General features: G+C 69.4%; 27 protein-coding genes. 8 read left to right on the top strand and 19 right to left on the bottom strand.

Annotated features, from left to right (window positions below; genetic code table 11):
* Positions 1 to 68 precede the first annotated feature (68 nt).
* A complete protein-coding gene (gene menD, locus DL991_RS35325; protein ID WP_199746239.1) occupies positions 69 to 1,745 on the bottom strand; it encodes a 2-succinyl-5-enolpyruvyl-6-hydroxy-3-cyclohexene-1-carboxylic-acid synthase in 1,677 nt (558 codons plus the stop codon).
* A 57-nt stretch (positions 1,746 to 1,802) separates the two neighbouring features.
* Here menD and DL991_RS35320 point away from each other — a divergent pair, with 57 nt between their 5' ends.
* From DL991_RS35320 to DL991_RS35310, 4 genes are all read left to right on the top strand, one after another.
* On the top strand, positions 1,803 to 2,726 hold the full coding sequence (locus DL991_RS35320; RefSeq protein ID WP_125788696.1) for a 1,4-dihydroxy-2-naphthoyl-CoA synthase: 924 nt from the start codon (positions 1,803 to 1,805) through the stop codon (positions 2,724 to 2,726).
* A gap of 51 nt (positions 2,727 to 2,777) precedes the next feature.
* Positions 2,778 to 3,902: an o-succinylbenzoate--CoA ligase gene (menE, locus tag DL991_RS35315; protein WP_199754212.1), complete on the top strand. Its 1,125-nt coding sequence runs from the start codon at positions 2,778 to 2,780 to the stop codon at positions 3,900 to 3,902.
* Between the two features lie 62 nt (positions 3,903 to 3,964).
* Positions 3,965 to 4,123, top strand: a complete 159-nt coding sequence (locus DL991_RS43115) for a hypothetical protein (RefSeq protein WP_199746237.1) — start codon at positions 3,965 to 3,967, stop codon at positions 4,121 to 4,123.
* Positions 4,124 to 4,208: 85 nt separating this feature from the next.
* A complete protein-coding gene (locus tag DL991_RS35310) occupies positions 4,209 to 5,078 on the top strand; it encodes a 1,4-dihydroxy-2-naphthoate polyprenyltransferase (RefSeq protein WP_125788695.1) in 870 nt (289 codons plus the stop codon).
* A gap of 367 nt (positions 5,079 to 5,445) precedes the next feature.
* Here DL991_RS35310 and DL991_RS35305 read toward each other — a convergent pair whose 3' ends face one another.
* Genes DL991_RS35305 through DL991_RS35295 form a run of 3 tightly spaced genes read right to left on the bottom strand, consistent with a single transcriptional unit; the run spans position 5,446 to position 7,288 of the window.
* Positions 5,446 to 6,528 (bottom strand): PLP-dependent cysteine synthase family protein, encoded by a 1,083-nt coding sequence (locus DL991_RS35305; RefSeq protein ID WP_125788694.1) that lies wholly within the window; start codon positions 6,526 to 6,528, stop codon positions 5,446 to 5,448.
* On the bottom strand, positions 6,525 to 6,803 hold the full coding sequence (locus DL991_RS35300; RefSeq protein WP_125788693.1) for a DUF4229 domain-containing protein: 279 nt from the start codon (positions 6,801 to 6,803) through the stop codon (positions 6,525 to 6,527). Before DL991_RS35300 ends, DL991_RS35305 begins: the two co-directional genes overlap by 4 nt.
* 11 nt (positions 6,804 to 6,814) lie before the next feature.
* The gene (locus DL991_RS35295) at positions 6,815 to 7,288 is read right to left on the bottom strand and encodes an Lrp/AsnC family transcriptional regulator (protein ID WP_199746236.1); all 474 of its coding nucleotides are present in this window, start codon (positions 7,286 to 7,288) and stop codon (positions 6,815 to 6,817) included.
* A gap of 248 nt (positions 7,289 to 7,536) precedes the next feature.
* On the opposite strand from DL991_RS35295, the gene DL991_RS35290 reads away from it, so the two are divergent.
* On the top strand, positions 7,537 to 7,749 hold the full coding sequence (locus DL991_RS35290) for a BldC family transcriptional regulator (RefSeq protein WP_016330944.1): 213 nt from the start codon (positions 7,537 to 7,539) through the stop codon (positions 7,747 to 7,749).
* A 148-nt stretch (positions 7,750 to 7,897) separates the two neighbouring features.
* The gene (locus DL991_RS35285; RefSeq protein WP_125788692.1) at positions 7,898 to 8,086 is read left to right on the top strand and encodes a hypothetical protein; all 189 of its coding nucleotides are present in this window, start codon (positions 7,898 to 7,900) and stop codon (positions 8,084 to 8,086) included.
* On the opposite strand, the gene DL991_RS35280 is transcribed toward DL991_RS35285, so the two are convergent.
* The 7 genes from DL991_RS35280 to hemL all read right to left on the bottom strand — a co-directional run bounded on the left by DL991_RS35280 (position 8,083) and on the right by hemL (position 15,531).
* The gene (locus DL991_RS35280) at positions 8,083 to 9,429 is read right to left on the bottom strand and encodes a MinD/ParA family protein (RefSeq protein WP_125788691.1); all 1,347 of its coding nucleotides are present in this window, start codon (positions 9,427 to 9,429) and stop codon (positions 8,083 to 8,085) included. The genes DL991_RS35285 and DL991_RS35280 overlap by 4 nt on opposite strands.
* 79 nt (positions 9,430 to 9,508) lie before the next feature.
* Complete coding sequence (gene ccsB / locus DL991_RS35275; RefSeq protein WP_125788690.1) at positions 9,509 to 10,486, bottom strand: c-type cytochrome biogenesis protein CcsB; 978 nt, start codon at positions 10,484 to 10,486, stop codon at positions 9,509 to 9,511.
* A 5-nt stretch (positions 10,487 to 10,491) separates the two neighbouring features.
* Positions 10,492 to 12,069: a cytochrome c biogenesis protein ResB gene (locus DL991_RS35270; protein ID WP_125788689.1), complete on the bottom strand. Its 1,578-nt coding sequence runs from the start codon at positions 12,067 to 12,069 to the stop codon at positions 10,492 to 10,494.
* Positions 12,066 to 12,839: a cytochrome c biogenesis CcdA family protein gene (locus tag DL991_RS35265; protein ID WP_125788688.1), complete on the bottom strand. Its 774-nt coding sequence runs from the start codon at positions 12,837 to 12,839 to the stop codon at positions 12,066 to 12,068. The genes DL991_RS35270 and DL991_RS35265 overlap by 4 nt, the downstream gene beginning before the upstream one ends.
* Positions 12,840 to 13,019: 180 nt before the next feature.
* Positions 13,020 to 13,601, bottom strand: coding sequence for a TlpA disulfide reductase family protein (locus DL991_RS35260; RefSeq protein WP_125788687.1), 582 nt, complete (start codon positions 13,599 to 13,601; stop codon positions 13,020 to 13,022).
* Complete coding sequence (locus tag DL991_RS35255; RefSeq protein WP_125788686.1) at positions 13,598 to 14,230, bottom strand: histidine phosphatase family protein; 633 nt, start codon at positions 14,228 to 14,230, stop codon at positions 13,598 to 13,600. Before DL991_RS35255 ends, DL991_RS35260 begins: the two co-directional genes overlap by 4 nt.
* On the bottom strand, positions 14,227 to 15,531 hold the full coding sequence (gene hemL / locus DL991_RS35250) for a glutamate-1-semialdehyde 2,1-aminomutase (protein WP_125788685.1): 1,305 nt from the start codon (positions 15,529 to 15,531) through the stop codon (positions 14,227 to 14,229). Before hemL ends, DL991_RS35255 begins: the two co-directional genes overlap by 4 nt.
* A gap of 122 nt (positions 15,532 to 15,653) precedes the next feature.
* Here hemL and DL991_RS35245 point away from each other — a divergent pair, with 122 nt between their 5' ends.
* Positions 15,654 to 16,145 carry a TspO/MBR family protein gene (locus DL991_RS35245; protein ID WP_125788684.1) on the top strand — a complete coding sequence of 164 codons (492 nt, stop codon included), beginning with the start codon at positions 15,654 to 15,656 and terminating at the stop codon, positions 16,143 to 16,145.
* Here the strand turns inward: DL991_RS35245 and DL991_RS35240 are convergent.
* The 4 genes from DL991_RS35240 to hemB all read right to left on the bottom strand — a co-directional run bounded on the left by DL991_RS35240 (position 16,138) and on the right by hemB (position 18,567).
* Positions 16,138 to 16,524 (bottom strand): hypothetical protein, encoded by a 387-nt coding sequence (locus DL991_RS35240; protein WP_125788683.1) that lies wholly within the window; start codon positions 16,522 to 16,524, stop codon positions 16,138 to 16,140. The genes DL991_RS35245 and DL991_RS35240 overlap by 8 nt on opposite strands.
* Complete coding sequence (locus tag DL991_RS35235; RefSeq protein WP_125788682.1) at positions 16,502 to 16,954, bottom strand: hypothetical protein; 453 nt, start codon at positions 16,952 to 16,954, stop codon at positions 16,502 to 16,504. The genes DL991_RS35240 and DL991_RS35235 overlap by 23 nt, the downstream gene beginning before the upstream one ends.
* Positions 16,951 to 17,496, bottom strand: coding sequence for a hypothetical protein (locus DL991_RS35230; RefSeq protein WP_125788681.1), 546 nt, complete (start codon positions 17,494 to 17,496; stop codon positions 16,951 to 16,953). The genes DL991_RS35235 and DL991_RS35230 overlap by 4 nt, the downstream gene beginning before the upstream one ends.
* Before the next feature lie 99 nt (positions 17,497 to 17,595).
* Positions 17,596 to 18,567 (bottom strand): porphobilinogen synthase, encoded by a 972-nt coding sequence (gene hemB / locus DL991_RS35225; protein WP_125788680.1) that lies wholly within the window; start codon positions 18,565 to 18,567, stop codon positions 17,596 to 17,598.
* Between the two features lie 139 nt (positions 18,568 to 18,706).
* Here hemB and DL991_RS35220 point away from each other — a divergent pair, with 139 nt between their 5' ends.
* Positions 18,707 to 19,993 carry an Nramp family divalent metal transporter gene (locus DL991_RS35220; protein ID WP_125788679.1) on the top strand — a complete coding sequence of 429 codons (1,287 nt, stop codon included), beginning with the start codon at positions 18,707 to 18,709 and terminating at the stop codon, positions 19,991 to 19,993.
* Positions 19,994 to 20,102: 109 nt separating this feature from the next.
* Here DL991_RS35220 and DL991_RS35215 read toward each other — a convergent pair whose 3' ends face one another.
* The 4 genes from DL991_RS35215 to DL991_RS35200 are packed head-to-tail and all read right to left on the bottom strand — an operon-like array spanning position 20,103 to position 24,779.
* Positions 20,103 to 21,635 (bottom strand): bifunctional uroporphyrinogen-III C-methyltransferase/uroporphyrinogen-III synthase, encoded by a 1,533-nt coding sequence (locus DL991_RS35215; protein ID WP_125788678.1) that lies wholly within the window; start codon positions 21,633 to 21,635, stop codon positions 20,103 to 20,105.
* Between the two features lie 60 nt (positions 21,636 to 21,695).
* Positions 21,696 to 22,643 (bottom strand): hydroxymethylbilane synthase, encoded by a 948-nt coding sequence (hemC, locus tag DL991_RS35210; protein ID WP_199746235.1) that lies wholly within the window; start codon positions 22,641 to 22,643, stop codon positions 21,696 to 21,698.
* Positions 22,640 to 23,950, bottom strand: coding sequence for a glutamyl-tRNA reductase (locus DL991_RS35205; protein WP_125788677.1), 1,311 nt, complete (start codon positions 23,948 to 23,950; stop codon positions 22,640 to 22,642). Before DL991_RS35205 ends, hemC begins: the two co-directional genes overlap by 4 nt.
* A gap of 1 nt (position 23,951) precedes the next feature.
* Complete coding sequence (locus DL991_RS35200) at positions 23,952 to 24,779, bottom strand: redox-sensing transcriptional repressor Rex (protein WP_005151741.1); 828 nt, start codon at positions 24,777 to 24,779, stop codon at positions 23,952 to 23,954.
* Positions 24,780 to 24,906: the final 127 nt, after the last annotated feature.

The following is a 24,906-nucleotide window of genomic DNA, read 5'->3' as shown; positions in this document are numbered from 1 at the left end:
TCGAACGTAGCCAGGTACCCCTCGGCGAGACACAGCCAAAGGAAGGGTTCCTAGCCTCTGGAATAGGGCTAGACAGCCCGCACGGCCGACGACACCGCCGTACGGAGGCGCGCGTGCAGCTCACGGTGGCGCGTTCGGTCCACCCGGACCTCCACCACCCGTAGCCCCGGCGCGGGTTTGAGCGCCGCGCGGAACTCGGTGAGCGTCTCGGCGACGACGTGCGGCACGCGGTAACCGGCACACAGGGCACCGAGATCGGCGCCGTGCGGCGTGCCGAAGACGCGTTCGAAGCTGGCGTTGTGCTCGGGCGCGCCCTGCTCCAGCAGGGAGAAGATGCCGCCGCCGTCGTCGTTGAGCACCACGATCGTCAGGTCGGGGCGCTGTTCGGCGGGCCCGGTCAGCAGGCCGCTCGCGTCGTGCAGGAACGTCAGGTCGCCGAGCAGCGCGTACGAATGTCCCCTGTGGACGGTCGCGGCACCGATCGCGGTCGACACCATGCCGTCGATCCCGGCGACGCCGCGGTTGCGGTGCACGAGGACGTCGGGCCGCAGCCGTCCGGCGAGCGCGACGTCACGGGTCGGGTTGGACGAGCCCACGACCAGCAGGGACCCCTCCGGGACCGCGTCGACCAGCTCGGTCGCCAGGCGCAGTCCGCTCGGCCACGGTTCGGCGGCCAGCGCCTCGGCCACCGCCGCCGACGCCGCCTTGTCCGCGCGCTGCCAGCTGGCGAGCCACTCCGGATCGGCCGGTTTGGTCGGCTCGTCGAACCACTGGCCGACCTGGCGGACGTTGTGCGCGGGCGCGGGCCAGTCCGAATCGGGCCGGACCAGCAGCACCTCGACGTCGGGATCGGACAGCACGCTCTGGACCTGCCGGAACACCGTCGGACGGCCGATGCACAGGACCTGCTCGGGCTTGTGCCGCGAGATGAACTCCTCGACGCCGAGCAGCCACGCGCCGGACGAGATCGCCGTCGCGCCCGCCAGCCCGATGCCGCCGGTCTCGGAGACGACCGGCCAGCCGTGCAGCTCGGCCCATTCGCTGGCCGCCTGCACACCGGTGTCGCACGCGATGACCAGGCCGGACCGGGCCGAAGGCACCACGAACGAGGGAAGCGCGCCGAAGTCGGGCAGCTCCGTCCAGCGGGCGCCGTCCGGACGCCCTTCGAGTGACTCGTACCACTCGCCGTCATCATCGATGTCAGGGACGAGCGGCTCACGGAACGGGATGTTCAGATGCACCGGTCCGCAGCGCCATTCGCCGTACGCGGCGTTCCAGGCGCGGCAGATCTGGCCGCGCCAGTACGAGTTCTGGCCGGCGCGGCGTTCGGCGACGGCGAGCTCGTCGAAGTAGCGGATGGCGTTGCCGTAGAGCTGGTGCTGGTCGATGACCTGGCTCGCGCCGGCGGCCCGCATCTCGGGCGGGCGGTCGGCGGTCAGCACGATCAGCGGCACGCCCGCGCGGTCCGCCTCCAGCACGGCGGGGTGGAAGTTCGCGGCCGCCGTGCCCGAGGTGCACAGCACGGCGACGGGGCGGCCCGTGCGCGCGGCGATGCCGAGGGCGAGGAAGGCGGCGCCGCGTTCGTCGATGCGGACGTGCAACTGGAGCCGTCCGGCGGCCGCCGCGTCGTACAGCGCGATCGACAGCGGGGCGTTGCGTGAGCCCGGGCAGAGGACGACGTGCGAGACGGTGTTGCGGACGAGCTCGTCGACGATGACCCTGGCCTGCGCGGTGGAAGGATTCACCGGCAGACCTCGGGTTTCACACTACGACTCACGGCCACACGTCCTATTCTCCCAAACGTGGATGACGCCCAGGTTTCCGAGCTGTTCGACCCGGCCTTGTGGACCGAAGTCGACGGTTTCGACTTCACCGACATCACCTATCACCGCTCCTCTGAGAGCCGCTCAGGCAAACGTGTGGTGCGTATCGCGTTCGACCGTCCCGAGGTCCGCAACGCCTTCCGTCCGCACACCGTCGACGAGCTGTACCGCGCGCTCGACCACGCGCGGATGAGCTCGGACGTCGGCTGCGTCCTGCTCACCGGCAACGGCCCATCGCCGAAGGACGGCGGCTGGGCGTTTTGTTCCGGTGGTGACCAGCGTATTCGCGGACGCTCCGGGTATCAGTACGCGGACGGGGAGACCTCCGACACGATCGATCCGGCGAGGGCCGGACGGCTGCACATTCTCGAGGTCCAGCGGCTGATCCGGTTCATGCCGAAGGTGGTCATCGCGGTGGTCCCCGGCTGGGCGGCGGGCGGCGGGCACTCGCTGCACGTGGTGTGCGACCTCACGCTCGCGTCGGCCGAGCACGCGCGCTTCAAGCAGACCGACGCCGACGTCGGCTCCTTCGACGGCGGCTACGGCTCGGCGTACCTCGCCAAGCAGGTCGGGCAGAAGTTCGCTCGTGAGATCTTCTTCCTCGGGCGCGAGTACACGGCCGAGCAGATGCAGGCGATGGGCGCGGTGAACTCCGCCGTCCCGCACGCGGAGCTCGAAGCCGAGGCGCTGGACTGGGCGTGGACGATCAACGCCAAGTCGCCGACCGCGCAGCGGATGCTCAAGTACGCGTTCAACCTCACCGACGACGGCCTGGTCGGCCAGCAGCTCTTCGCCGGCGAAACCACCCGGCTGGCGTACATGCAGGACGAGGCCGTCGAAGGCCGGGACTCCTTCCTGGAGAAGCGCTCCCCCGACTGGTCGGCCTTCCCCTACTACTACTGACCTGCGTTTAGCGGGCTAAACGCGATCCGCGGGCGGACGTAGGGTGGAGCGATGCGTGCGGTAGGGGTGGACGGGAGTCCAGGGTCGATCGTCGAGCTGACCACGGCATTGGCCGAGGCGCTCGACGGCGGCCCGGCCGTCCTCCCCTACTCGTCGGAGGTCCTACGGGACGCGATGGAGCCGACGCGCCCGGCCGAGTCCGGGACCGCGGTGATCATCGCCACCTCCGGCTCCACCGGCGAGCCGAAGGGGGTCCTGCTGTCGGCCTCGGCGCTCACCGCGTCGGCTCACGCGACCCACAAGAGGCTCGGCGGTCCGGGGCACTGGCTGCTCGCGACCCCGGCGCAGTACATCGGCGGACTGCAGGTGCTGATCCGCTCGCTGCTGGCCGGGACGACGCCCGCCGTGCTGCACGCCCCCGGTTTCCGGCCGGACGACTTCGCCGAGGCGGCCGCGCCGCTGTTGTCACTGGACGGGCCGCGCTACACCGCGCTCGTGCCGACTCAGCTCGGGCGGCTGCTCGACGCGGGCGGGCCCGGTCTGGCGGCGGCCCGCGCTTTCGACGCGATCATCGTCGGCGCCGCGGCGACCACCGTGGATCTTCGGGAGCGCGCCGCCGAAGCGGGCGTGAAGATCGTGCCCGCGTACGGCATGAGCGAGACCGCGAGCGGCTGCGTCTACGAAGGCGTACCGCTGGACGGAGTACACGTCGAACTCGAAGACGAGCGGGTCTGTATCACGGGTGACGTGCTCTCGCACGGCTACCGGCTGCGACCTGACCTGACTTCGGAGTCCTTCGAGGACGGCCGGTTCCGCACCTCCGACCGCGGCCGTTGGTCGGCCGACGGCCGGTTGGAGATCCTCGGTCGGATCGACGACATGATCAACACCGGCGGGGTGAAGGTGGCCGCCGCGGCCGTCGAACGGATCTTGACCGCGCAGCCGGGGATCCGGGACGCGTGCGTGGTCGGAGTGCCCGACCCCGAGTGGGGTGAAGCCGTCGTCGCGCTCGTCGTCGGCGCTGGTTGCGACGTCGATTCGCTGCGCGCCGCGTGCCGCGAAGAGGCCGGCGCCGCGGCTGCTCCGAAGCGAGTCGAGTTCGCCGAAGAACTCCCGCTGCGAGGCCCAGGGAAGGTCGACAGGACGGCCGTCAGGAATCTCCTACGAAGGTCGTGAATTCCCCACCGATTACCGGGACATTGTTGACACAATCATTACCCGCGGGTTTACGTCTAGGTATGACGCGCTGGACACGCACCGTATTGGCCTGCACCGCCGTCACGATGGGACTGGTCGCTTTGGCCGGGCCCGCGCTGGCGGACGAACCGGAAGCCGCCGTTCCGAACAGCGGCACGCTCACCTGGACCCTGGAAGACGCGATCGACGATCTGAAGTAGCGCGACTCGTCACCTGCCCGGGATGCCTCGAGCAGGTGACGAGCCCCGCATACCGGCCGGTAGTGGCCAGGGCCAGAATGGCGACATGGCGACTGCTGGTGAATGGATCGAAGGGGCGCGCCCGCGGACGCTGCCCAACGCGGTGGCGCCGGTGGTCGCCGGAGTCGGCGCGGCGGTCGCGCTCGACGGCTTCTCCTGGTCCCGATCGATTCTCGCGCTGCTGGTCTCGCTGGCCCTGATCGTCGGCGTCAACTACGCCAACGACTACTCCGACGGCATCCGCGGCACCGACGAAAAGCGCGTCGGCCCGCTGCGGCTGGTCGGCTCCGGAGTCGCGAAGCCGAAGGCCGTCCTGACGGCCGCCCTCGTCGCCCTCGGGCTCGCCGGAGTCCTCGGGCTCGTTCTCGTCGCGATCAGCGGCCAGTGGTGGCTGCTGGCGATGGGCGCGGTCTGCATCCTCGGCGCCTGGTTCTACACCGGCGGCAAAAAGCCTTACGGCTACTACGGTTTCGGCGAGATCGCGGTCTTCGTCTTCTTCGGGCTGGCGGGCGTTCTTGGCACCGTGTACGTCCAAGCCGGACAGCTCAGCTGGACGGCGCTGGGCTGCGCGGTCGCCGTCGGCTCGTTCTCGACCGGCGTGCTGACCGCCAACAACCTCCGCGACATCCCGACCGACATCGAGTCCGGCAAGCGCACACTCGCCACCCGGCTCGGCGACGACGGCACGCGGCGCCTTTATCTGACGCTGGTCGCGATCCCATACGTCGTGAGCGTGCTGCTCGCCTTCGTGACGCCGTGGGCGCTGCTGGGGCTGCTGACCGCGCCGCTGCTGGTGAAGTCGGTCAAGGCCGTCGGCGGCGGCGCGCAGGGGCGGGCGCTGATCCCGGCGCTGCGGGACACCGGGTTCGCGATGCTGGGGTGGGCGGTACTGACCGCGGTCGCCCTCGCGCTCTGAGCAGTCACCGGACCTTTGATGCGGGACTGTGTGGATTTCGGGACGTTGGACGACCCGAAATCCACACAGTGCGGCCTCAAAGGTCCGGTCACCGCGCCATCCAGTTCGCGTCGGGCCGGACGGGCACGCGGTGAATGAACGCACCGTTCATACCTTGAGTTTTCCGCTTCGGACCACCACCCGTAGCGCTCTAGCGTCTGGGTGACCACTAAATGCAGCCGAGGCGATAGCAAAGGTCCCCCGCTCTTTTGGTGATCCGGCGAATCTGAGGTAGGCCGCCCAGCCGGTGTTGCGAAAGCCACTTTCGCAACCTTCAACGTTGCGAAAGTGGCTTTCGCAACACGCCCGGCAGGCGGCCGAGGGACCCTCAGGCCTCCGGGGCGAGCTTCCCGCTCACCAGGAACTCCCGGTACTTGTCCAGGTAAGGCGCGATGTGGATGTTCTTCCGCGCCAGCCACTCGTCGTCGTAGTAGGTGTTGGCGTACCGCTCGCCGCCGTCGCACAGCAGCGTGACGACGCTGCCCGCCTGGCCTTCCGAGATCATCCGCGAGATCAGTGTGAAGGCGCCGAAGAGGTTCGTGCCGGTCGAGCCGCCGGCCCAGTGTCCGGTCCGTTCGCGCAGCACGCGGATGGCGGCCAGCGAGGCGGCGTCCGGCACCTGCAGCATCTCGTCGATCACGCCGGGCACGAACGACGGTTCGACACGCGGCCGCCCGATTCCCTCGATCCGCGACGGCATGCCGGTGCTGTAGTCGAGCGCCCCGGTCTGCCAGGCGCCGTAGAACGACGAGTTCTCCGGGTCGACGACGGCGATCTTCGTGGTGTGCCGCTTGTAGCGCACGTAGCGGCCGAAGGTCGCGCTCGTGCCGCCGGTGCCGGCGCCGACCACGATCCACGTCGGCACCGGGTGCCGCTCGGACTGCATCTGCGCGTACACCGATTCGGCGATGTTGTTGTTCCCGCGCCAGTCCGTCGCGCGCTCGGCGTAGGTGAACTGGTCGAGGTAGTGGCCGTTGCACTCCGAAGCGAGCCGCTCGGCCTCCGGGTACATGTCCGGCGCGCGGTCGACGTAGTGGCATTCGCCGCCGTAGAACTCGATGAGCGAGATCTTCTCCGGCGAGGTGCTGCGCGGCACCACGGTGATGAACCGCAGGCCGAGCATCCGTGCGAAGTACGCCTCCGAAACCGCCGTCGAGCCGCTGGACGCCTCGACGAGCACGGTGTCCTGCCCGATCTGGCCGTTCACCAGGCCGTACAGGAACAGCGAACGCGCGAGCCGGTGCTTGAGCGAGCCGGTCGGGTGGACCGACTCGTCCTTCAAGTACAGGTCGATGCCCCATTCCGCGGACAGCGGGAAGACGTGCAGATGCGTGTCGGCGCTGCGGTTCGCGTCGGCCTCGATGATGCGGACGGCTTCGCGGACCCAGCTGCGGCTGTGCAGACGGCTCACGCGGTGCCGTCCGCTCGGTCGCCGCGCAGCTGGGAGCGCAGTTCGGCACGGGCGCGAGCGCGCTTTTCGTTGCGGCGGGCGAGTCCGGCGGTCACACGCGCGTTCAGCGGGCGGAACAGCAGCAGACCCAGCGGCAGCCCCACCACCAGGCTGATCAGCAGCGCGACCAGCAGCGGGACGTTGACCAGCAGCAACCCGCCTGCGATGACCCCGACCAGGAGAAACCTGGCCAGTACGTACAGCGTCAGGTCACGGGGCAGGTGATTATCGCTCACATCAACGCAGGCTACGCGCTGCCGTTGCGGCCGTCCTCCAGGCCCGCGTTGTTGGGGCGCCCTTCGAAGCGGGTGGAAAGCACGACGGTGGTATTCGTCCGGCCGACGCCGGGGATCCGCCGCAACCTGCCGAGCGTCCGCTCCAGATCGTCGACGGTCGCCACCCGCACCTTGACGACGAACGCCTCGTCGCCCGCGACGGCATAGCAGCTTTCGACCTCGTCCAGCGCGCCGAGCGCGTCCGCGACGTCGTCTTCGGTCGCGGTGTCGGTGGGGTGGATGCCGACCAGCGCCGTCACGCCGAGTCCGACCGTGTTGGGGTCGACCATGGCGTGGTAGCCGGTGATCACGCCGGCGGCCTCGAGTTTGCCGACCCGCTCGTGCACTGATGAAGCCGAGAGCCCGACAGACCGGCCGAGGTCGGCGTAGGTAGCCCGCCCGTTCTCCCGCAATGCCGCGATGATCTTCCGATCCACCTGGTCCACCGCTACACCTTAGGTGCCACGACCCGATTCGCGTGATCAGGGCGTGTTTTCGTACATCCGTGACAAGACCTTGGCGGCCACGGGCGCATGTCTCGGTTGTCGGTTTTGACCTTTAAGGGCTCTTTACTGTTGGACAACCGTTCGAGTACCTGACGGGTGAGATGCAACGATTGCCGTGTTGGCTACCCGGCACGACGGGCATTGGGCCCGCCTCCGGTTTAGCACTGGAACCGTGAAGGAGGCGGAAAATGACCGCGACCATGGGCGGCAGGTTGCTCACCCCCGGTGAAGTGGCGGCCCTGTTCCGGGTCGACCCGAAGACCGTGACCCGCTGGGCGACCGCGGGCCGGATCGGCTCGATCCGCACTCCCGGTGGACACCGCCGGTTCCGCGAGGCCGAGGTGAACGAGCTCCTCGCCGAGCTGACCACCGACGCCAGTGAGCCCACGCGCAAGGTCTGACCTGGCATTTCCCGTAAAAGGACTCCGGTGACGAAGGGCACGAAATCGCCCTTCGTCACATTGGGGTATCCATGAGTCCCCCCGCGCGCGGCAAAGAGGCTAGCCTCGTGGGACTGAGCAACGTCCTCCACGCGGAAAGGGACCGAGCATGATCTATCTGCTCGCGGCCATCGGAGCGCTCACCGTCGCCGTGGTCTTGTGGCGCGCGTTCGGGATCGAGCGCGTCGGGGTGCCCTCGTCGCGGCCGACACTCGCCCCGGACGACGACCCCGACTTCCTGCGCAAGCTCGGTGAGCAGCAGCGCAAAGGTAAAGACGAGGACAAGGGCAAAGACTAGGGCTGAATCGGCTGGTAGTGCTGGCCGCCGAAGCCGTCGGCGACGGTGGCCGCCAGTTCCAGCAAGGCCAGCCGCGTGTCGTCGTCGAGCCGGTCCAGTTCGATCTCGGCGCCTTCTTCCAGATGCGGATCGAACGGGATGCGGCAGACCGAGCGGACCCGCGCGCCGAAGTGCGCCGAGAGCTTGTCGAGATCGACGGAGCCGCCCTTCGGCCGTACCGAGTTGATCACCGCGACGGACCGTTTGACCAGGTCGCCGTAGCCGTGCGCCTCCAGCCAGTCGAGTGTGGCCGACGCACTGCGCGCCCCGTCGACGGAGCCGGACGAGACCACCACCAGCGCGTCCGCGACGTCCAGGACGCCCTTCATCGCCGAGTGCATCAAACCGGTCCCGCAGTCGGTGAGCACGATGTTGTAGAAGTGCTCCAGCAGGTCGACCGTGCGCCGGTAGTCGTCCTCGGAGAAGGCTTCCGAAACCGCCGGATCCTGCTCGCTGGCGAGGATCTCCAGCCGGCTCCCGCCCTGCGACGTGTACGACCGGACGTCGCTGTACCTGGTGATCTTGTCCGCGTCCCGCAGCAGGTGCCGGACGGTCGCGGTGGTCTCGATCGGGATCTTCTGCGACAGCGTCCCGCGGTCCGGGTTGGCGTCGACGGCGACGACCCGGTCACCGCGCAGTGAGGCGAACGTCGAGCCCAGTGTGGTGGTCGTGGTGGTCTTGCCGACGCCGCCCTTGAGGCTCAGCATCGCGATCTTGTAGCACCCGCGCAGCGGCTGGTTGATCTGCGCGATCAGTTCACGCTTGCGCGTGTCCTTGGGGCTCTCCCCCGGGTTGACGAGCTTGCCGGTGCCCACGTAGAGCGCCTTGCGCCAGCCCGACTGCGGCTTGCGTTTCTGCGGCTTCACCAGGCTCGCGGTGGCGAGTTCGTCCGGGAGCGCGTGCCTGCCCTGCGGCTGTGGGAGCCCGGGCACGCCGGGCTGCTGTACCGGCTGCTGCTGCTGCTGCGGCGGCGGCGCGTACTGCTGCTGAGGCGGGTACTGGGCGGCCTGCTGCGGCTGCGCCTGCTGAGGGTGCAGCGGGGGCAGGTTCTGGTCGTAGGGCTGCTGATACTGCCCCTGCGACGGCTGCGGCAGCGACGGCTGCTGCTGAGCGGGCTGCTGTTGCGGGTACTGCCCCTGCTGCGGGTACTGGGGCTGGACGACCTGGGTCGGCTCGGCCTCGAAACCGCCCGCGTTCGGATGCGGCGCCGAATCCGTCCTGTCCTCGGAGAACAACTCCGAGGGCGGGTCGCTCTCGGTGGGTTCGGGGTGGCCAGGAGCCGATTCTTCGCTGGGTCCGGTCACCGCTGAATTCCTCCTCCGCGCACGTCTTCCCCCATTACCTCAGTATTGACGGTAGTCGGCTCGCGTGCAGCGGCGGCGGTCAGCCCCCGGCGTAGGAATGCAGGCCCGACGTCACCAGGTTCACGAAGAACATGTTGAAGATCGTCGCGGAGAATCCGACGATGTTGATGATCGCGGCCCGCTTCCCGCGCCAGCCCGCGGTGGCACGGGAGTGCAGGTACGCCGCGTAGACGACCCACGCCACGAAAGCGACGGTCTCCTTGGGGTCCCAGCCCCAGAACCGGCCCCACGCCGCCTCGGCCCACACCGCGCCGCAGAGCACGCCGAAGGTGAAGATCGGGAAGGCGAAGATGGTGGTGCGGTAGGCGATGCGGTCGAGCACGTCCGCGGCGGGCAGCTTCGAGCCGAACTTGGCGAACTTCGCCGGGTTGTCGTCGTGGGCGGCGCGGAAGAGGTAGAGGACGCTCGCGACACCCGGCACCAGGAAGACACCCGAGCCGATGATCGCCGCGGAAACGTGGATGATCAGCCAGTACGACTGGAGCGCGGGCTGCACCGGCGCGGCCGTCGTGTACAGCATGGTGCCGTTGACGAACATCAGGATCACGACCGGCAGCAGCAGGAAGCCGGTGAGGTGGCGGACCGGGAACTTCCGCATGATGACGAGCCAGGTCGCGACGGCGATGAAGGTCGTGGCCATGCCGTATTCGTAGAGGTTGCCCCACGGCGCGCGGTGCACGGCGAGCCCGCGCAGCACGATCGCGGCCAGGTGGAGCAGCGCGGCCAGCACCAGCAGCGCGGCGCCCATGCGGCCGATGCGCTCGGGGCGGCCGATCTCACGCGGGGGCTCGACGGGCGTCCCGTAAGCCGGAGGCGTCGACGGACCACCCGCGCCGACCAGTTCGCGGGAACGCTGGATGCTGCGTTCCGCCGCCAGACGGCCCTTCGCCCCGAAACCCTGCTCGATGAGGGCGAACATCAACGCGATGACGTAGATCGCCGCCGCGGTGGTGTAGGAGTAGTCGCTGTACTGGGACAGCGTCTCGTTGATCGGCATGACCTCTAGTTGCCTCTCTGCCCCTGGACCAGCTTGGCGCTGATCCGCTGGAACTCTTCGCCGTAGCCCGCCTGATCGGTGCGCGCCAGCCCGGCGACCTCGATCACGGTACCCGTCTCACCTTCGCGCGCCGGGCGCACCCGCACCCACACCCGGCGCCGTTTGACCAGCAACGATCCCGCCAGCCCGATCAGCATCGCGACCGCGCAGACCAACACCCAGCCCTGCACGGGATCGTGCGAGACCTGGATGGCGACCCATTCCTGGACACCGTCGAAGCGGACCTTCGTGCCGTCGTCCAGCACGGTCTCCTGCCCCTGGTCCAGGTTCTGCCGGGTGAGCTTCTTGAGCCTGCCGTCCGCGACGAGCGACTGGTCGATCTGGAAGATCGACTGCCCGCGGCCCGCGTCGAGGCCGAGGTCGCCGCGGTAGATGTCGACGGCTACGGCCGGCTTGTTCGCCTCGGGCCGCGACGACGTCAGCACGTTGCCGTGCATGAACGCGGTCGGCGCGAGCAGGCCGGTGATCGCGAGCTGCCGGGTGCGGCGTTCGATCGGGTCCGCGATCCCCGGCTGGTCGATCTTCGTGGCGCCTTCGGAGAGCTTGGTGGGCTCGTCGGCGGGACGCCACGGAGTGATGTTGGTGCGCACGGTGCCGTCGGGGAAGGTCACCGTGAACTTCGGGGAGTAGCCGAAGTTCAGCAGGTAGACGCGGTCACCCGCGGTGCGCAGCGGCGAGTTGACCTCGAGCCCGTACGGCTTCCAAGCGCCGGTCTTCAGGTCTTCGCCGGACTGGTACTCCATGTTGGAGTGGTAGTAATTCGCCTGCCCGCTCTCGGTGTAGCGCGCCTCGAAGTCCTTCAGCCGGATGCAGAACGCGTTGAGGTCGGTGCCGTCGACGCGCAGCCCGGCGTTGAAGGTGTCGTAGCCGAGGATGCCGGAGTTGCACCACGGGCTGTTGTCGGCCTGGACGATGACCTGGCCTTCGTAGCCGAACAGCTTGCCCAGCGCGAAGAAGATGATCAGGCCCAGCATGCCGAAGTGGAAGACGAGGTTGCCGGTCTCGCGAAGGTATCCGCGTTCGGCGGAGATGCTTCGGGTTCCGTCAGCGTCTTCATGCTCGACGCGGCGCCAGCCTTTGAGCAGCGCGTGAGTGTCCTTCATGACCGTCTCGGGGGTCCGGTCGGTCGTGGTGGACACGTGATGCGGCATGCGCGAGAGCTTGCGCGGCGTGAGCACCGGCTTCGCGCGCATCGCCTTCGCGTACTCGAGGCTGCGCGGCGCGAGACAGCCGATGAGCGAGACCATCAGCAGGATGTAGATCGCGGAGAACCAGACGCTGCCGTAGACCTCGAAGAACTGCGTGCGGTCGAGCAATTCGCCCCACCAGCCGTGCGCGGCGATGTACTCGTCGGTCTTGGCGACGTTGAGGTTCCGCTGCGGCAGCAGCGCGCCGGGCATCGCGGCGAGCGCGAGCAGGAACAGCAGCACCAGCGCGGTGCGCATCGACGTCAATCCGCGCCAGGTGTTGCGCAGGAAGGCGAAGACGCGCTTCAGCGGCGTCGGACGGTATTGGGTGGTCACAAGGGCAGCCTGAGGTCGTTCACGAGGGTGTTCCGGATCCAGCCGATCATGTCGCCCCACAGTCCGGTCACCAGCAGTACACCGACGATCATCAACAGGACGCCGCCGAAGATCTGTACCTGACGGCCGTGGCGGCGCAGCCAGTCCGTCGCGCGGACGGCCCAGCGGGCGCCGACCGCGATGAGCAGGAACGGGACGCCGAGGCCGAGGCAGTACACGAGGATCAGCGCGTACCCGCGGACGGCGGCGCCGCCGGTGGCGCTGGCCAGGGTGGTGACCGCGGACAGCGTCGGCCCGATGCAGGGTGTCCAGCCGAGCCCGAACACCGCGCCGAGCACCGGCGCGCCCCACAGTCCGCCACGCGGCACGTGATGCGAACGGAACTCCCGCTGCAATCCCGGGATCCAGCCGAGGAAGACCATCGCCATCGCGATGGTCAGCACGCCGCCGAGGCGCTGGAGGAGGTCCATGTTGAGCTGGACGGCGTCGGCGATCCACACCAGCGTCCCCAGTGTCACCACGAAGACGACGGTGAACCCGAGCACGAACAGCGCCGCCGCGCCGACGACGGCGTACCGGCCCTTCTTGCGCCCCTCGTCCGCGCTGACCGCGGGAGCGTCCGCGCCGACCAGCGCCGCCAGGTACGCGAGATACCCGGGCACCAGCGGCACGACGCACGGCGACGCGAAGGAGATCGTCCCGGCCAGCAGCGCTACGCCCGCTGCGAGCAGCAGCGGCCCTGAGAGCGCCAGCTCGGTAACACCGTTCACGCAAAGGAGCGTAGGCAGTGTGGTCGAGGTGAAAACGCCGGGGCGCCCTCAACGGGACCTACGTCGCACCCGGTCAGGACCTTGGTCCCGTCCCATCCTCGCATTTCGGCACCTGGTTGCGATCGTTGCACACGCAAGGATCGCAACCAGGTGCCGAAATGCGGCGAGGGGCGGCGAGGGTCAGGCGGGTTCGGCGACCAGGCGTTCGACGACGGGCAGCAGGTCCGACGCCAGGAGGTCCCGCAGGAACACCGCCGCGACGCGGTGCTGTTTGTCCAGCACGATCGTCGACGGGATGATGTTGCGCGGATAACCCGAAAGTTGCAGCAGCGTCCGCCCCGACGGGTCGTAGATCGACGGGTACGTCAGCTTCCGGTCCCGCATGAAGTCCTGCGCCGGCGCCCGGTCGTTGTCCCGCAGGTCGATGCCGACCACCTGGACGCCGGACGCCTTGGTCTGGTCGTAGACCTTCTGCATCTCCGGCGCCTCGACGCGGCACGGCCCGCACCATTGGCCCCACAGGTTGAGCACGACGACCTTGCCGGGGAAGTCCGCGATCGAGAGTTGTTTGCCCTCGTTCATCAGGTCGTCGCCGGACAGGGTCGGCGACGGCTGGCGGTCCGCGACGTCGTAGGTGATGTCGACCTTCCCGCCCGGCGACACGAAGTTGAACGAGCCGCCGGTGACGACGGCGTCCTTGCCGGTGGTGCAGCCCGTGACGACGAGCGCCAACCCGACGACGGCCGCCAGGAGTCGCTTCATGCGCCGGTCACCTTCGGGTCGGTCGTGCCGGCGGGCTCGCTGTAGACGATCCGCACGAGTTCTTCGCCCTCGAAGACCAGGCTGGTCAGCGACGCGAGCGAGCACTGGCGGTTGCGCGGGTCGTGCCAGAGCCGCTTCGCCTCCAGGAAGCGCCGCACGGTCCAGATCGGCAGCTGGTGCGAGACGCACAACGCCTCGTGGCCCTCGGCCGCGCGCCGCGCACGATGGATCGCGCCGAGCATGCGGTGCGCGATCTCGACGTACGGCTCGCCCCAGGACGGCCGGAACGGGTTGACCAGCTTCGGCCAGTGCTTCGGCTGGCGGAGGGCGCCATCGCCGACGGCGACCCGCTCGCCCTCGAACTGGTTGTCGGCCTCGATGAGCCGATCGTCGGTGTCGACGTCGAGCCGGTGCGCGGCGGCGATCGGCGCAGCGGTCTCTTGCGCACGCTGAAGCGGCGAAGCGACGACGTGCGTGATGTCGTGCTTCGCGACGGCTTCGGCGACCGTCAGCGCCTGGCGCTGACCGCGGTCGGAGAGCTTGAAGCCGGGAAGACGGCCGTACAGGATCTTGTCCGGGTTGTACACCTCACCGTGGCGGAGCAGGTGCACGATCGTCGTCTCGCTCACGCCTGGACCGCCTCGGCGGCGGCGCGGGCGGCCACGCGCAGCGCGGACTCGATGATCTCGAACTCGGCGTCGCCCATGGCCGCGTTGACGAACCAGGCCTCGTACGCGCTCGGCGGCGCGTACACGCCGTTGTCCAGCAGCGCGTGGAAGAACGCCGGGAACCGCCAGGTCTCCGAAGCTTGCGCGCCCGGGTAGTTCGTCACGGGGTTCTCGCTGAAGAACACGCTGACCAGGTTGCCCGCGTACTGCACGGTGTGCGCGACGCCCGCCTCGGTCAGCGACCGGTCGAACAGGTCCCCGAGCCGCTTCGCGTTGGCGTCGAGGGCCGCGTACACGGCGTCGTCGGCCGCGCGCAGCGTCGCGAGCCCGGTGGCGACGGCGACGGGGTTCCCCGACAGCGTCCCCGCCTGGTACACCGGCCCGCCCGGGGCCAGCTTCGCCATCACGTCGGCGCGACCGCCGAAGGCCGCGGCCGGCAGTCCGCCGGACATCACCTTGCCGAAGGTGTACAGGTCACCGGCGACGCCTTCGAGGCCGAACCAGCCCGCCTTCGAGACGCGGAACCCGGTCATCACCTCGTCCATGATCAGCAGCGCGCCGTGCTCGTGCGCGATCTCCTTGAGCCCGGCGTTGAAGCCGTCGACCGGGGCGACGGCGCCCATGTTGCCTGCCGCCGCTTCGGTGATGATCGCGGCGATCGAGTCCGGATTGTCCACAAAGGACTTCCGGACCGCGTCGAGGTCGTTGTAGGGCAGGACGATCGTGTCGGCCGCCTGCGCGCCGGTGACACCGGGCGACGTCGGGAGGCCGAGGGTCGCGACGCCGGAGCCCGCTTCGGCGAGCAACGCGTCGACGTGACCGTGGTAGCAGCCCGCGAACTTGATGATCTTCGCCCGGCCGGTGAATCCCCTGGCCAGCCGGATCGCGCTCATCGTCGCCTCGGTACCGGAGTTGACCAGGCGGACCTGCTCCACCGGCTCGACCCGGCCGATGATCTCCTCGGCCAGTTCGACCTCGCCGCGCGTCGGCGTGCCGAACGACAGTCCGCTGACGGCCGCTTCGCGGGCGGCGGAGACGACGTCCGGATGCGCGTGCCCGAGGATCATCGGCCCCCACGACGAGACCAGATCGACGTAGCGGTTGTCGTCGGCGTCCCAGAGATACGGACCCTCACCGCGCACCATGAACCGCGGGGTGCCGCCGACGGAGTTGAAGGCCCGCACCGGGGAGTTCACCCCGCCCGGGATCGCGGCCTTCGCTCGTTCGAACCATGCCTTGGACTGATCGACTCCGGTAGTCACCTCCCCAGTCTCGCAAATCACGGATGACACCCGCCGCCGAGTCCTCACGCTTGGCGGCCATGGCGTGACCCGGCCCACTAGGGTGGGAGCACTCCCGCCGAAACCCTCGCGGAGGAATCCACGTGTCCACGGTGCCGTCACCACCGACCCACCACCGTCGCCTGCGCTGGCAGGCCTTGGCGGGATTCGTCGCCATGTCGGCGATCGTGGGGATCGTGGCCGGGCTGGCGGTCGCCACCCGCTCCGAGACGCACAACGCGCTGGCCCGCCCGTCGTGGGCGCCACCGGGCTGGCTCTACGGGCCGACGTGGTCGGTCCTGCTCCTCCTGGTCGCCGTCGCGGGCTGGTGCTACTGGCGCACCGACGGCGAAACGCGCGGCTTCGCCTTCTACGGCGTCTGCCTGCTGCTGACCCTGCTGTGGACGCCGCTGTTCTTCGCCGGTGGCGCGCACGTCGTGGCGCTGGCCGACGTCGTCGTACTGGACTTCGTGGTGCCGATCACGATGATGGAGTTCGGGCGCCGGTCGAAGCTCGCGGCCTGGCTGCTCGTGCCGTATCTGCTGTGGCTGCTGTTCTCGACCGCGGTCAACGCCGCCGTCGTGTGGCTCAACTGAGTTTCGGTTCCTTGGGCTTGCGTCCCTTGGCCCGGACGGCGAGCAGGAACTGGCGGATCGCGTCCACCACCAGGATCGCGGCCAGCACACCCAGCCCGATGGCGCCGGCGAGCGGGCCGCCGAAGTAGCGCTGTGATTCCAACGTCGTCGTTTCGCCGTAGGTGATCACGACCGGGACGACACCGGCCTTCCAGCAAGCGAAAGCACCCCACACGGCGAGCGCGGCGAGGATCAGTTCGACGGCTCCCACCACGGCGCGCAGGGGTTTGTGCAGCCGGGCGTTTCGCCGGGTGTCCTCCGGTGGCCACAGATCGGCGCCGGTCGGCTGGGGAAGGTCGATCACAGTGAGCAGCTTCTCATGACTCTGTGGTGCGAGCACGCACCAAATCCTGGAGAGCCTCGCGGAGGGCGTCCGGCTCCTTGGCCCAGGCGCGGACGAAAACACCGTCTTCGAGCTTCAAGCCGACTTCGCCGTGCTTCTTGGGGATCGTCCAGCCGCCGCCGAGGACCCGCGCCCCGACCGGGGCGTCGTCTTCGAGAACTTCGGCGATCCGAGCCGCCTCCAGGGTTTCCCTGCCCTGCCGGTAGCCGTCCGCGGTGACTTCGAGCGAGAGGTACCGGCGGCGCGCGTACACCCACGGCACGGTGATCGCCACCAGCCCCGCCGCGACCAGGATCCAGGCCAGCCAGTGCACCGGCCCGCCGGTCGCCAGTTCGGCGAGCAGCCCGGCGAGGGAGAACAGCGGCGCCCACAGCAACGCCGTCCAGCCGACGCCGGGTTCGGCGTAGAGGGCGGGCTCCGGCGTCATGGCAGCTTGCGCCCGACCTTCGGGAAGTAGTCGGCGACGCTGGGCAGGTACATCAGGATCAGCGCGATCACCGCGATCAGCGTGGCGATGACGACGAAGAGCGCGCCACCGAGAACGAAGAGGCCGACGAGGGCGAGGAAGACCGCGAGGCCGGTCAGCACGGCCCTGGCCGAACGTGTTCCTTCGCGCGCCTTGTAAGCGAAAATGGCGAAGAGCACGGCGAACGTGATCGCGCCGACAAACAGGTTCAGGATCAGCCCGTCGACGCCGTCGACGATCCGCGCCGGGTCGACCCTCAGCGCGGGGTCCCGCTGCTCCGCGTTCTGCTTGAGGTACGTGTCGATCACCGTCTGCCTGCCGATCAGCAGATAGGTCGGCCCGGCGATCAGGGCGAGACCGGTCGCGATCCACAACCAGAACGAGAGGGCGACAGGCTTCGGCACGACGTGCGCCGGCGCCTCCTGGCCAGGCAGGATCGGGTCGGGCGCGCGTCCCCGCTTGCGGCGCTCGTCGTCCGTTTCGTCGGCTTCGCTGTCGCTCACGCGAGGCAGCCTAGAGCGTGTCTCCCAAACTGAAGTGGGCAGGTTGGGTGAGGACACGCGCGCGCGTTTCTTTTCGGCCAGAGGCCTCGGATGTGCGGCCTAGTCCAGCCAACCCGCGGCTTCGGCGGCCCAGTAGGTGAGGATCATGTCCGCGCCCGCACGGCGGATCGAGGTCAGCACCTCGAGGATCGTGCGTTCGCGCTCCAGCCAGCCGTTCGCCGCGGCGGCCTCGACCATCGCGTACTCGCCCGAGATGTTGTACGCCGCCAGCGGAACCGGCGACGCCTCGGCGGCCGCCCTGATGACGTCCAAATAGGACAGCGCGGGTTTGACCATGATCATGTCGGCGCCCTCGGCGATGTCCAGCTCGATCTCGCGCAACGCTTCACGCACGTTGCCAGGATCCTGCTGGTACGTCTTCCGATCGCCCTTCAGCTGCGAGTCGACGGCCTCACGGAAGGGGCCGTAGAACGCGCTGGCGAACTTCGCCGAGTAGGCGAGGATGCCGGTGTCCGTGCGCCCGGCGCGGTCGAGCGCGGCACGGATGACGCCGACCTGGCCGTCCATCATTCCGCTGGGCCCGAGCAGATGCGCGCCCGCTTCCGCCTGCGCCAGCCCCATTTCCGCGTACAGGCGCAGGGTCGCGTCGTTGTCGACACCGCCGTCGGCGTCGAGGACGCCGCAGTGGCCGTGGTCGGTGAACTCGTCGAGGCACGTGTCCGCCATCAGGACGGTCGCGTCGCCGAGTTCGGCCTTCAGGTCACGCAGGGCGACGTTGAGGATGCCGTTCGGGTCGATCGCGCCGGACCCCTCGGCGTCCCGCGTCTTCGGAATGCCGAACAGCATCAGGCCGCCGACCCCGGCGTTGACCGCGTCGACGGCGGCTTTGCGCAGCGTGTCACGGGTGTGCTGGACGACCCCGGGCATGCTCGCGATCGGGCGGGGCGTGTCGATGCCCTCGGCCACGAACATCGGGAGGATCAGCTGGCGCGGCCGCAGCGTCGTCTCGCCCACCAGCCTGCGCATGGCCGGAGTGGTACGGAGCCTGCGGGGACGATGTTCGGGAAACACCCTTACGACGGTACTCCCGCTCGCTCGAGACGCGGTCCGCAGCCTCGTTGGGCCGCATGGGCGGACCTTCCCTAAGGGACGGTTAAGAGTCGACTTTGTCCGATTCCACCGCGGTGTGACGTGGGTTACCTTCCACGTCATGTCGAGTTCAACGGTGACCGACCAACTGGAAGAACCGCCCGTCGGCTGGCGCGCACGGCTGCGCCAGGTCGGGCCAGGGATCATGGCCGCGGCGACCGGGGTCGGCGCGGGCGACCTCGTCGCGACGATGGTGGCCGGATCGCGCTTCGGGTACACGCTGCTGTGGGCGGTGCTCGTCGGCACGATCTTCAAACTCGCGCTGGCCGAAGCCGTCGGCCGCTGGCATCTGACGTCGGGCCGGACGATCCTGGCCGGCTGGCGGACGCTGGGCATGTGGGCGCTGATCTACTTCGGGATCTACGCGGTGATCTGGGGGTTCGTCTACGGCGCGACCGCGATGTCCGCGTCGGGCCTGCCGCTGAACGCGCTCTTCCCCGCGCTTTCGGTGCGGTACTGGGCGATGATCTGCGGTCTGCTCGGCTTCGCGCTGGTGTGGTTCGGGCGCTACGCGATCATCGAGAAACTGATGACGATCCTGGTCGGCGTCATGTTCGTGACCGTGGTCGGGACCGCGATCCTCGTCGTGCCGAACTTCGCCGAACTGTTCAAGGGCGCCGTCCCGACCCTGCCCGACGGCTCGCTCGTCTACGTCCTCGGCCTGGTCGGCGGCGTCGGCGGCACGATCACCATGGCGGCGTACGGCTACTGGACGCTCGCGAAGGGCTGGCGTTCGGCGAAGTGGCTGTCGATGATGCGGACCGACAACGCCGTCGGCTACATCATGACCGGGGTCTTCGTGATCGCGATGCTGATCGTCGGCGCGGAACTGCTGGTCGGCCAGAAGATCATCTCGGGCGACAAGGGACTGCTGTTCCTCGGCGACACCCTCGCCGCGGATTACGGGCAGTGGGCCCGGATCCCGTTCCTCATCGGTTTCTTCGCGGTCTCGTTCACGTCGGTGATCGGCGTCTGGCACGGCGTGAGCCTGCTCTTCGCGGACTGGTGGCGCATTCTGCGGCTGCCCGCGAACACGACGGAAAGCGCTGAGGCGTACGAGAAAAAGGCGGGAGAACGCAGCGTCGCGTACCGCGGATACGTGCTGTGGCTGACCTTCCCGCCGATGGCGTTGCTGTTCCTGGACCAGCCCTTCCAGCTCACCGTGATCTACGGCGTGCTGGGTGCGTTGTTCATGCCGTTCCTGGCGGCGACCTTGCTGGTGTTGCTGAACACCTCAAGGGTGCCGCGGGAGGGACGATCGCGGTGGCTCTCGAACGGGCTGCTGGGCATCTGCCTGGCGATGTTCGCCTACCTGGCGTACACGGAGGTCGTGAAGTTCTTCAGCTGAGGAGCGACCGGCGCAAGTAGGTGACTAGTTGCGCCGGGCACCCCCAAGTACGTGAAGGCCCCCTTCCTTGCGCCTGGCGCAAGGAAGGGGGCCTTCACGTACTAAACGATCAGGAGCGGCGGGCCCGCTTCGCCTTGCGAGGCGGCGGGAGCGCACCTTCGGCGCGAAGCCGCGCGGCGTGCTCGGCGAGCGCGTCGACCAGGTGCGGGACGTCGGCCTTCTCGGGCTGGACGTCGACCCGCAGCCCGAACTCCACGGCGGTTTCCGCGGTCTTCGGGCCGATGCACGCGACCAGCGTGCGGGTGTGCGGCTTGCCGGCGATGCCGACGAGGTTCCGCACGGTCGAGGACGAGGTGAAGCAGACCGCGTCGAAACCGCCGGTCTTGATCATCTCGCGGGTCTCGGCGGGCGGCGGCGCGGCGCGCACCGTGCGGTACGCGGTCACGTCGTCGATCTCCCAGCCGCGCTCACGCAGGCCTGCCGAAAGGGTTTCGGTGGCGATGTCCGCCCGCGGCAGCAGGACGCGGTCGACGGGGTCGAGGACGTCGTCGTACGGCGGGAACTCGGCGAGGAGGCCCTCCGAGGACTGCTCACCTTCCGGGATCAGCTCGGGGATGATGCCGAACGAGCGGACCTTCGCGGCGGTCGATTCGCCGACGCAGGCGATCTTCACGCCGGAGAAGGCGCGGGCGTCGAGCCCGAACTCCTCGAACTTCTCCCACACCGCGCGGACGGCGTTGGTCGAGGTGAAGACGATCCACTGGTAGCGGCCGTCGACGAGACCCTTGACCGAACGCTCCATCTGAGCGGGGCTGCGCGGCGGCTCGACCGAGATGGTCGGGACCTCGTGCGAGGTGGCGCCGTGGCCGCGAAGCCGCTCCGCCATCTCACCGGCCTGCTCCTTGGTGCGCGGCACCAGGACCTTCCAGCCGTACAGCGCGCGCGACTCCCACCAGGACAGCTTCGAGCGCTGGCCGACGGCCTGGCCGATGGTCACGATGAGCGGGCCGACGAGCTCGCCCGCTTCGTTCGCGACGGTGGCCAGCGTGGTGTCGAGCGTGCGCTGGGTATTGATGGTGCCGTTCGACGTGACGGCGACCGGGGTGGTCGGCGCCAGCCCGTGCTCGGTCAGCGCGGACGCGGCCTCGGCGAGGTGCGCCGACGTCGCGTGCAGCACGATCGGGCCGGGGGCGGCGGCCAGTGCGGCCCAGTCGACGTCACCGCGGACGTCGACCTCGGTGTGCGTCCCGCCGAGCGCGACACCGGCGTACGCCGGGACGGCCGCGCCGGGCGAGACGCCGGGGATGATGTCGAAGACGGCGCTGGTCCGGGAAACGGCCTGCACCTCGGCGACGACGGCGGGCTGGGTCAGCGGGTCACCGGCGATCAGCCGGAGCACCAGCCGTCCGGCCTTGGCCTCGTTCACCAGGTCCTTGGCGACCTCGGTGGCCTCGCCGACGGCGGGGCGCACTTCGGCGCCCTCGGCGGCGAAGGCCAAGACGCCCGAAGGGACGTCCGGGTCGGTCACCACGACCTCGGCCTTGGCGAGCAGCTCCTGAGCGCGGACGGTCAGCAGACCGGCGTCACCGGGGCCCGAGCCCACGAAGGCGACTCGCCCGGTGGTCTTACGCGCGGGGGTCATCTGTGCGTTCTCCTCTTGAGCGGCCGCAGTCGAGCGCGGCCCTACCTTCAACGTTCTGACTCACTGGGCGGGGCCGGACAGTGCGCCGGCCCCCAGGTCGAGCAGTTCGGCGGCCAGTGTCCGGCCGAGTTGTTCGGCATCGCGGCTGTCGGCGAGCGCGGAAGCGCGCACCATGTCGACCGCTTTCCCGTCCTCTTCGACGGCGGCGGTGCCCCGCAGCGAGATCCGCTCGACGACCCGCCCTTCGGCGTCCAGGTCTTCGACGATCTCCGCCAGCGCTCCGACCGGTGCGCTGCACCCGGCTTCCAGCGCCGCGAGCAACGCCCGCTCGGCGGTCGCCACGGCGCGGGTGCCTTCATCGTCCACTGTGGACCCGAGCAGGTGCTCGATGTCCACGTCACCGGTCCGGCACTCCACCGCCAGCGCACCCTGCGCGGGGGCGGGCAGCATCTGGATCGGGTCGAGGGTCTCGGTGATCTCCTCCGCCCGGCCGATCCTGGCCAGTCCGGCACGCGCCAGGACGACGGCGTCGAGCTCTCCGTCGCTCACCTTGCGCATGCGGGTGTCGATATTGCCTCGGATCGGCACGATTTCCAAACCGAGACCGAGCGCACGCAGTTGCGCGGTGCGCCGCGGCGAGCCGGTGCCGACCGTCGAACCCGGCGGCAGCTCGCCCAAAGTCAGCCCGTCACGGGCGATCAGTGCGTCACGCGGGTCCTCGCGGGGCGGCACGGCGGCAAGCGTGATGCCCGGCTCCGGCTTCGTCGGGAGGTCCTTGTACGAGTGCACGATGACGTCGACTTCCTCGCGCAGCAAGGCCTCGCGCAGGGCGGAAGTGAAGACGCCGACCCCGATCGTCGGGATCGGCGCGGACGATTTGTCACCGGGCGTCGTCACGGTGACGAGCTCGACCTCGGCGCCGGTGGCGCGCAGCGCGTCGGCGATGGTGCCGGTCTGCGCGAGGGCGAGTTTGCTGCCGCGCGTCCCGATGCGGATGACTCTGCTCACTGGTCACTGTCTTTCGTTGCGGTAGGACTCGCCACCGCGGCGGGCGCCTGCGGGTCGAGGCAGAACAGCTCGCGCAGCGCGTTGGCGTAATCGGTGTCGGCCGTCTCGGCGGCCAGCTGCTTGACCCGCACCGTCGGCGCGTGGAGCAGCTTGTCGACCACGCGGCGGACCGTGCGGCCGACCTCCTCCCGGACCCCGGCTTCGAGGTCCGGCAGACGGTTGTCCAGCCGCAGCAGTTCGGCGTCGACCACCTCGGCCGCCCGGCGCCGCAGCGCCGTCACGGTCGGGGTGACCTCGGCGCTGCGCTGTCCGGCGAGGTACTCGCGCACCTCGTCGAGCACGATGCCGGTGGCCTTGGCGGTCTGCCGTTCGGTGGTCGGGGTGCCCTTGTCGCGCATACGGCGCTGGATGGTCTCGAGGTCGACCACGGTGACGTCGGCCAGCTCGGCGACCTCGTGCTCGACGTCACGCGGGAGGCCGAGGTCGCAGACGACCAGCGGGCGCCCGGCGCGGGCGGGCACGTGCGCGGTGGTGAACACCGCGGCCTGCGCGCCGGTGCAGCAGACGACGACGTCCGCCTCGGCGACCGCGTCCGCGATCCCGCTCATCTGGACGGCCTTCGCGGGAACACCCTGCTCGACGCTCGCGGCGGCGAGCCGGGCGGCCCGCGCTTCGGTGCGGTTGGCGATGGTGATCTCGCCGATCCCGGATTTACGCAGGTGGGAAGCGGTCAGCGCGCCCATCGAACCGGCGCCGATGATCAGCGCGTGCTTGCCGGCGATGTCCCCGGCCGCGGCCAGCGCCTCGGAGACGACCGACGCGCCCAGCTGATCCAGGCCCGTTTCACTGTGCACCCGTTTGCCGACGCGCAGCGTGGTCTGGATCAGTTCGTGCAGGGTGCGGCCGACGGTGCCCGCCTCGCGCGCGGTGGCGTAGGAGGACCGGATCTGGCCGAGGATCTGCGTCTCGCCGACGACCATCGAGTCCAGGCCGGAGGTGACCGAGAACAGGTGCTCGATCGCGGCGCCCGCGTAGTGCACGTACAACGAGTCGTAGAGGTCCGCGGGCTGCATCCCGGCCTGGCGGGCGAGCACGTCGGAAACGTCGTTCAGACCGCCGTGGAAGGTCTCGACGACCGCGTAGACCTCGATGCGGTTGCAGGTCGAGACGAGGATCGCCTCACTGACGTGTTCGGCCTGCTGCAGTTCGTGGAGCACCTTGGTCACGTCGGTCGCGGGGACCGCGACACGCTCCAAGGTGTTCAGCTCGGCACTGCGGTGCGAGAGCCCGACCGCCAACACGCTCATTTCAGCGCACCACCATTCCGTTGCCGTGGCCGTTCACGCTGCCATTCTCGGCGCCTCCGGGGCCACCGTCTCCTCCGCCGTTGCCGTTGGCGGCCAGATCCGCGCGGCGAGCGACGTGGAACGACAGGATCTGCAGTTCGACCGCGAGATCCACCTTGCGCACCTCGATATGTGCCGGAACCTGCAGCACGACCGGGGCGAAATTCAGGATGCACTGCACGCCACCTGCGACAAGGCGGTCGCAGACCGACTGCGCGGCGGTGGGCGGAGTGGCGATGACGCCGATGGAGATCTGCCGTTCGGCGCAGACTTTGGGGATCTCGTCGAGATGCGAGACCGGGAGACCGCCGACCGGCACACCGACCAGATCCGGGTCGAGGTCGAACAGCGCCTCGACCGGGAACCCGCGGCCGGGGAACCCGCCGTAGTTGGCCAGCGCGTGCCCGAGGTTACCGATGCCGACCACGGCGACCTTGTGCTTGCGGGTCAGGCCGAGGATCCGCTCGATCTGACTGACCAGCACCTGCACGTCGTAGCCGACGCCGCGGGTGCCGTACGAGCCCAGGTACGAAAGGTCCTTGCGCAGTTTCGCGGAGTTGACGCCCGCGGCCTGCGAGAGTTCCTCGCTGGAGATCGTCGTCGCGCCCTGCTCGGCCAGCCCGGAGAGGACACGGAGGTAGACGGCGAGGCGGGCGACGGCGGCCTCGGGGATCGACTTCGCGCGAACGGCTTCCGGTTCGGCGGCGGCCTCGACGGCGGGCATCTCCGCGGTGGGCGCGTTGTCGGCGTCCGGTGTCACCCGGGTGCGCCGGCCTCGTTGCGACACCACGCTTGTCCGCTCCTCTGGTCCTGCTGACGACATGAATCGCCTGAACCTGGAAACCGGCTCTTGACCCGCCGCGCTGAGTCCGGTTCGATGCCGGGCGCTTTCGGAGGCGACGTATCTACGGTAGCCA

Origin of the sequence: Amycolatopsis sp. WAC 01375, from assembly GCF_003947325.1 — a bacterium.
Lineage (GTDB): Bacteria > Actinomycetota > Actinomycetes > Mycobacteriales > Pseudonocardiaceae > Amycolatopsis.
Note: the sequence above shows the minus strand (reverse complement) of the source record. Positions and strands in the feature narration are given on the sequence as shown.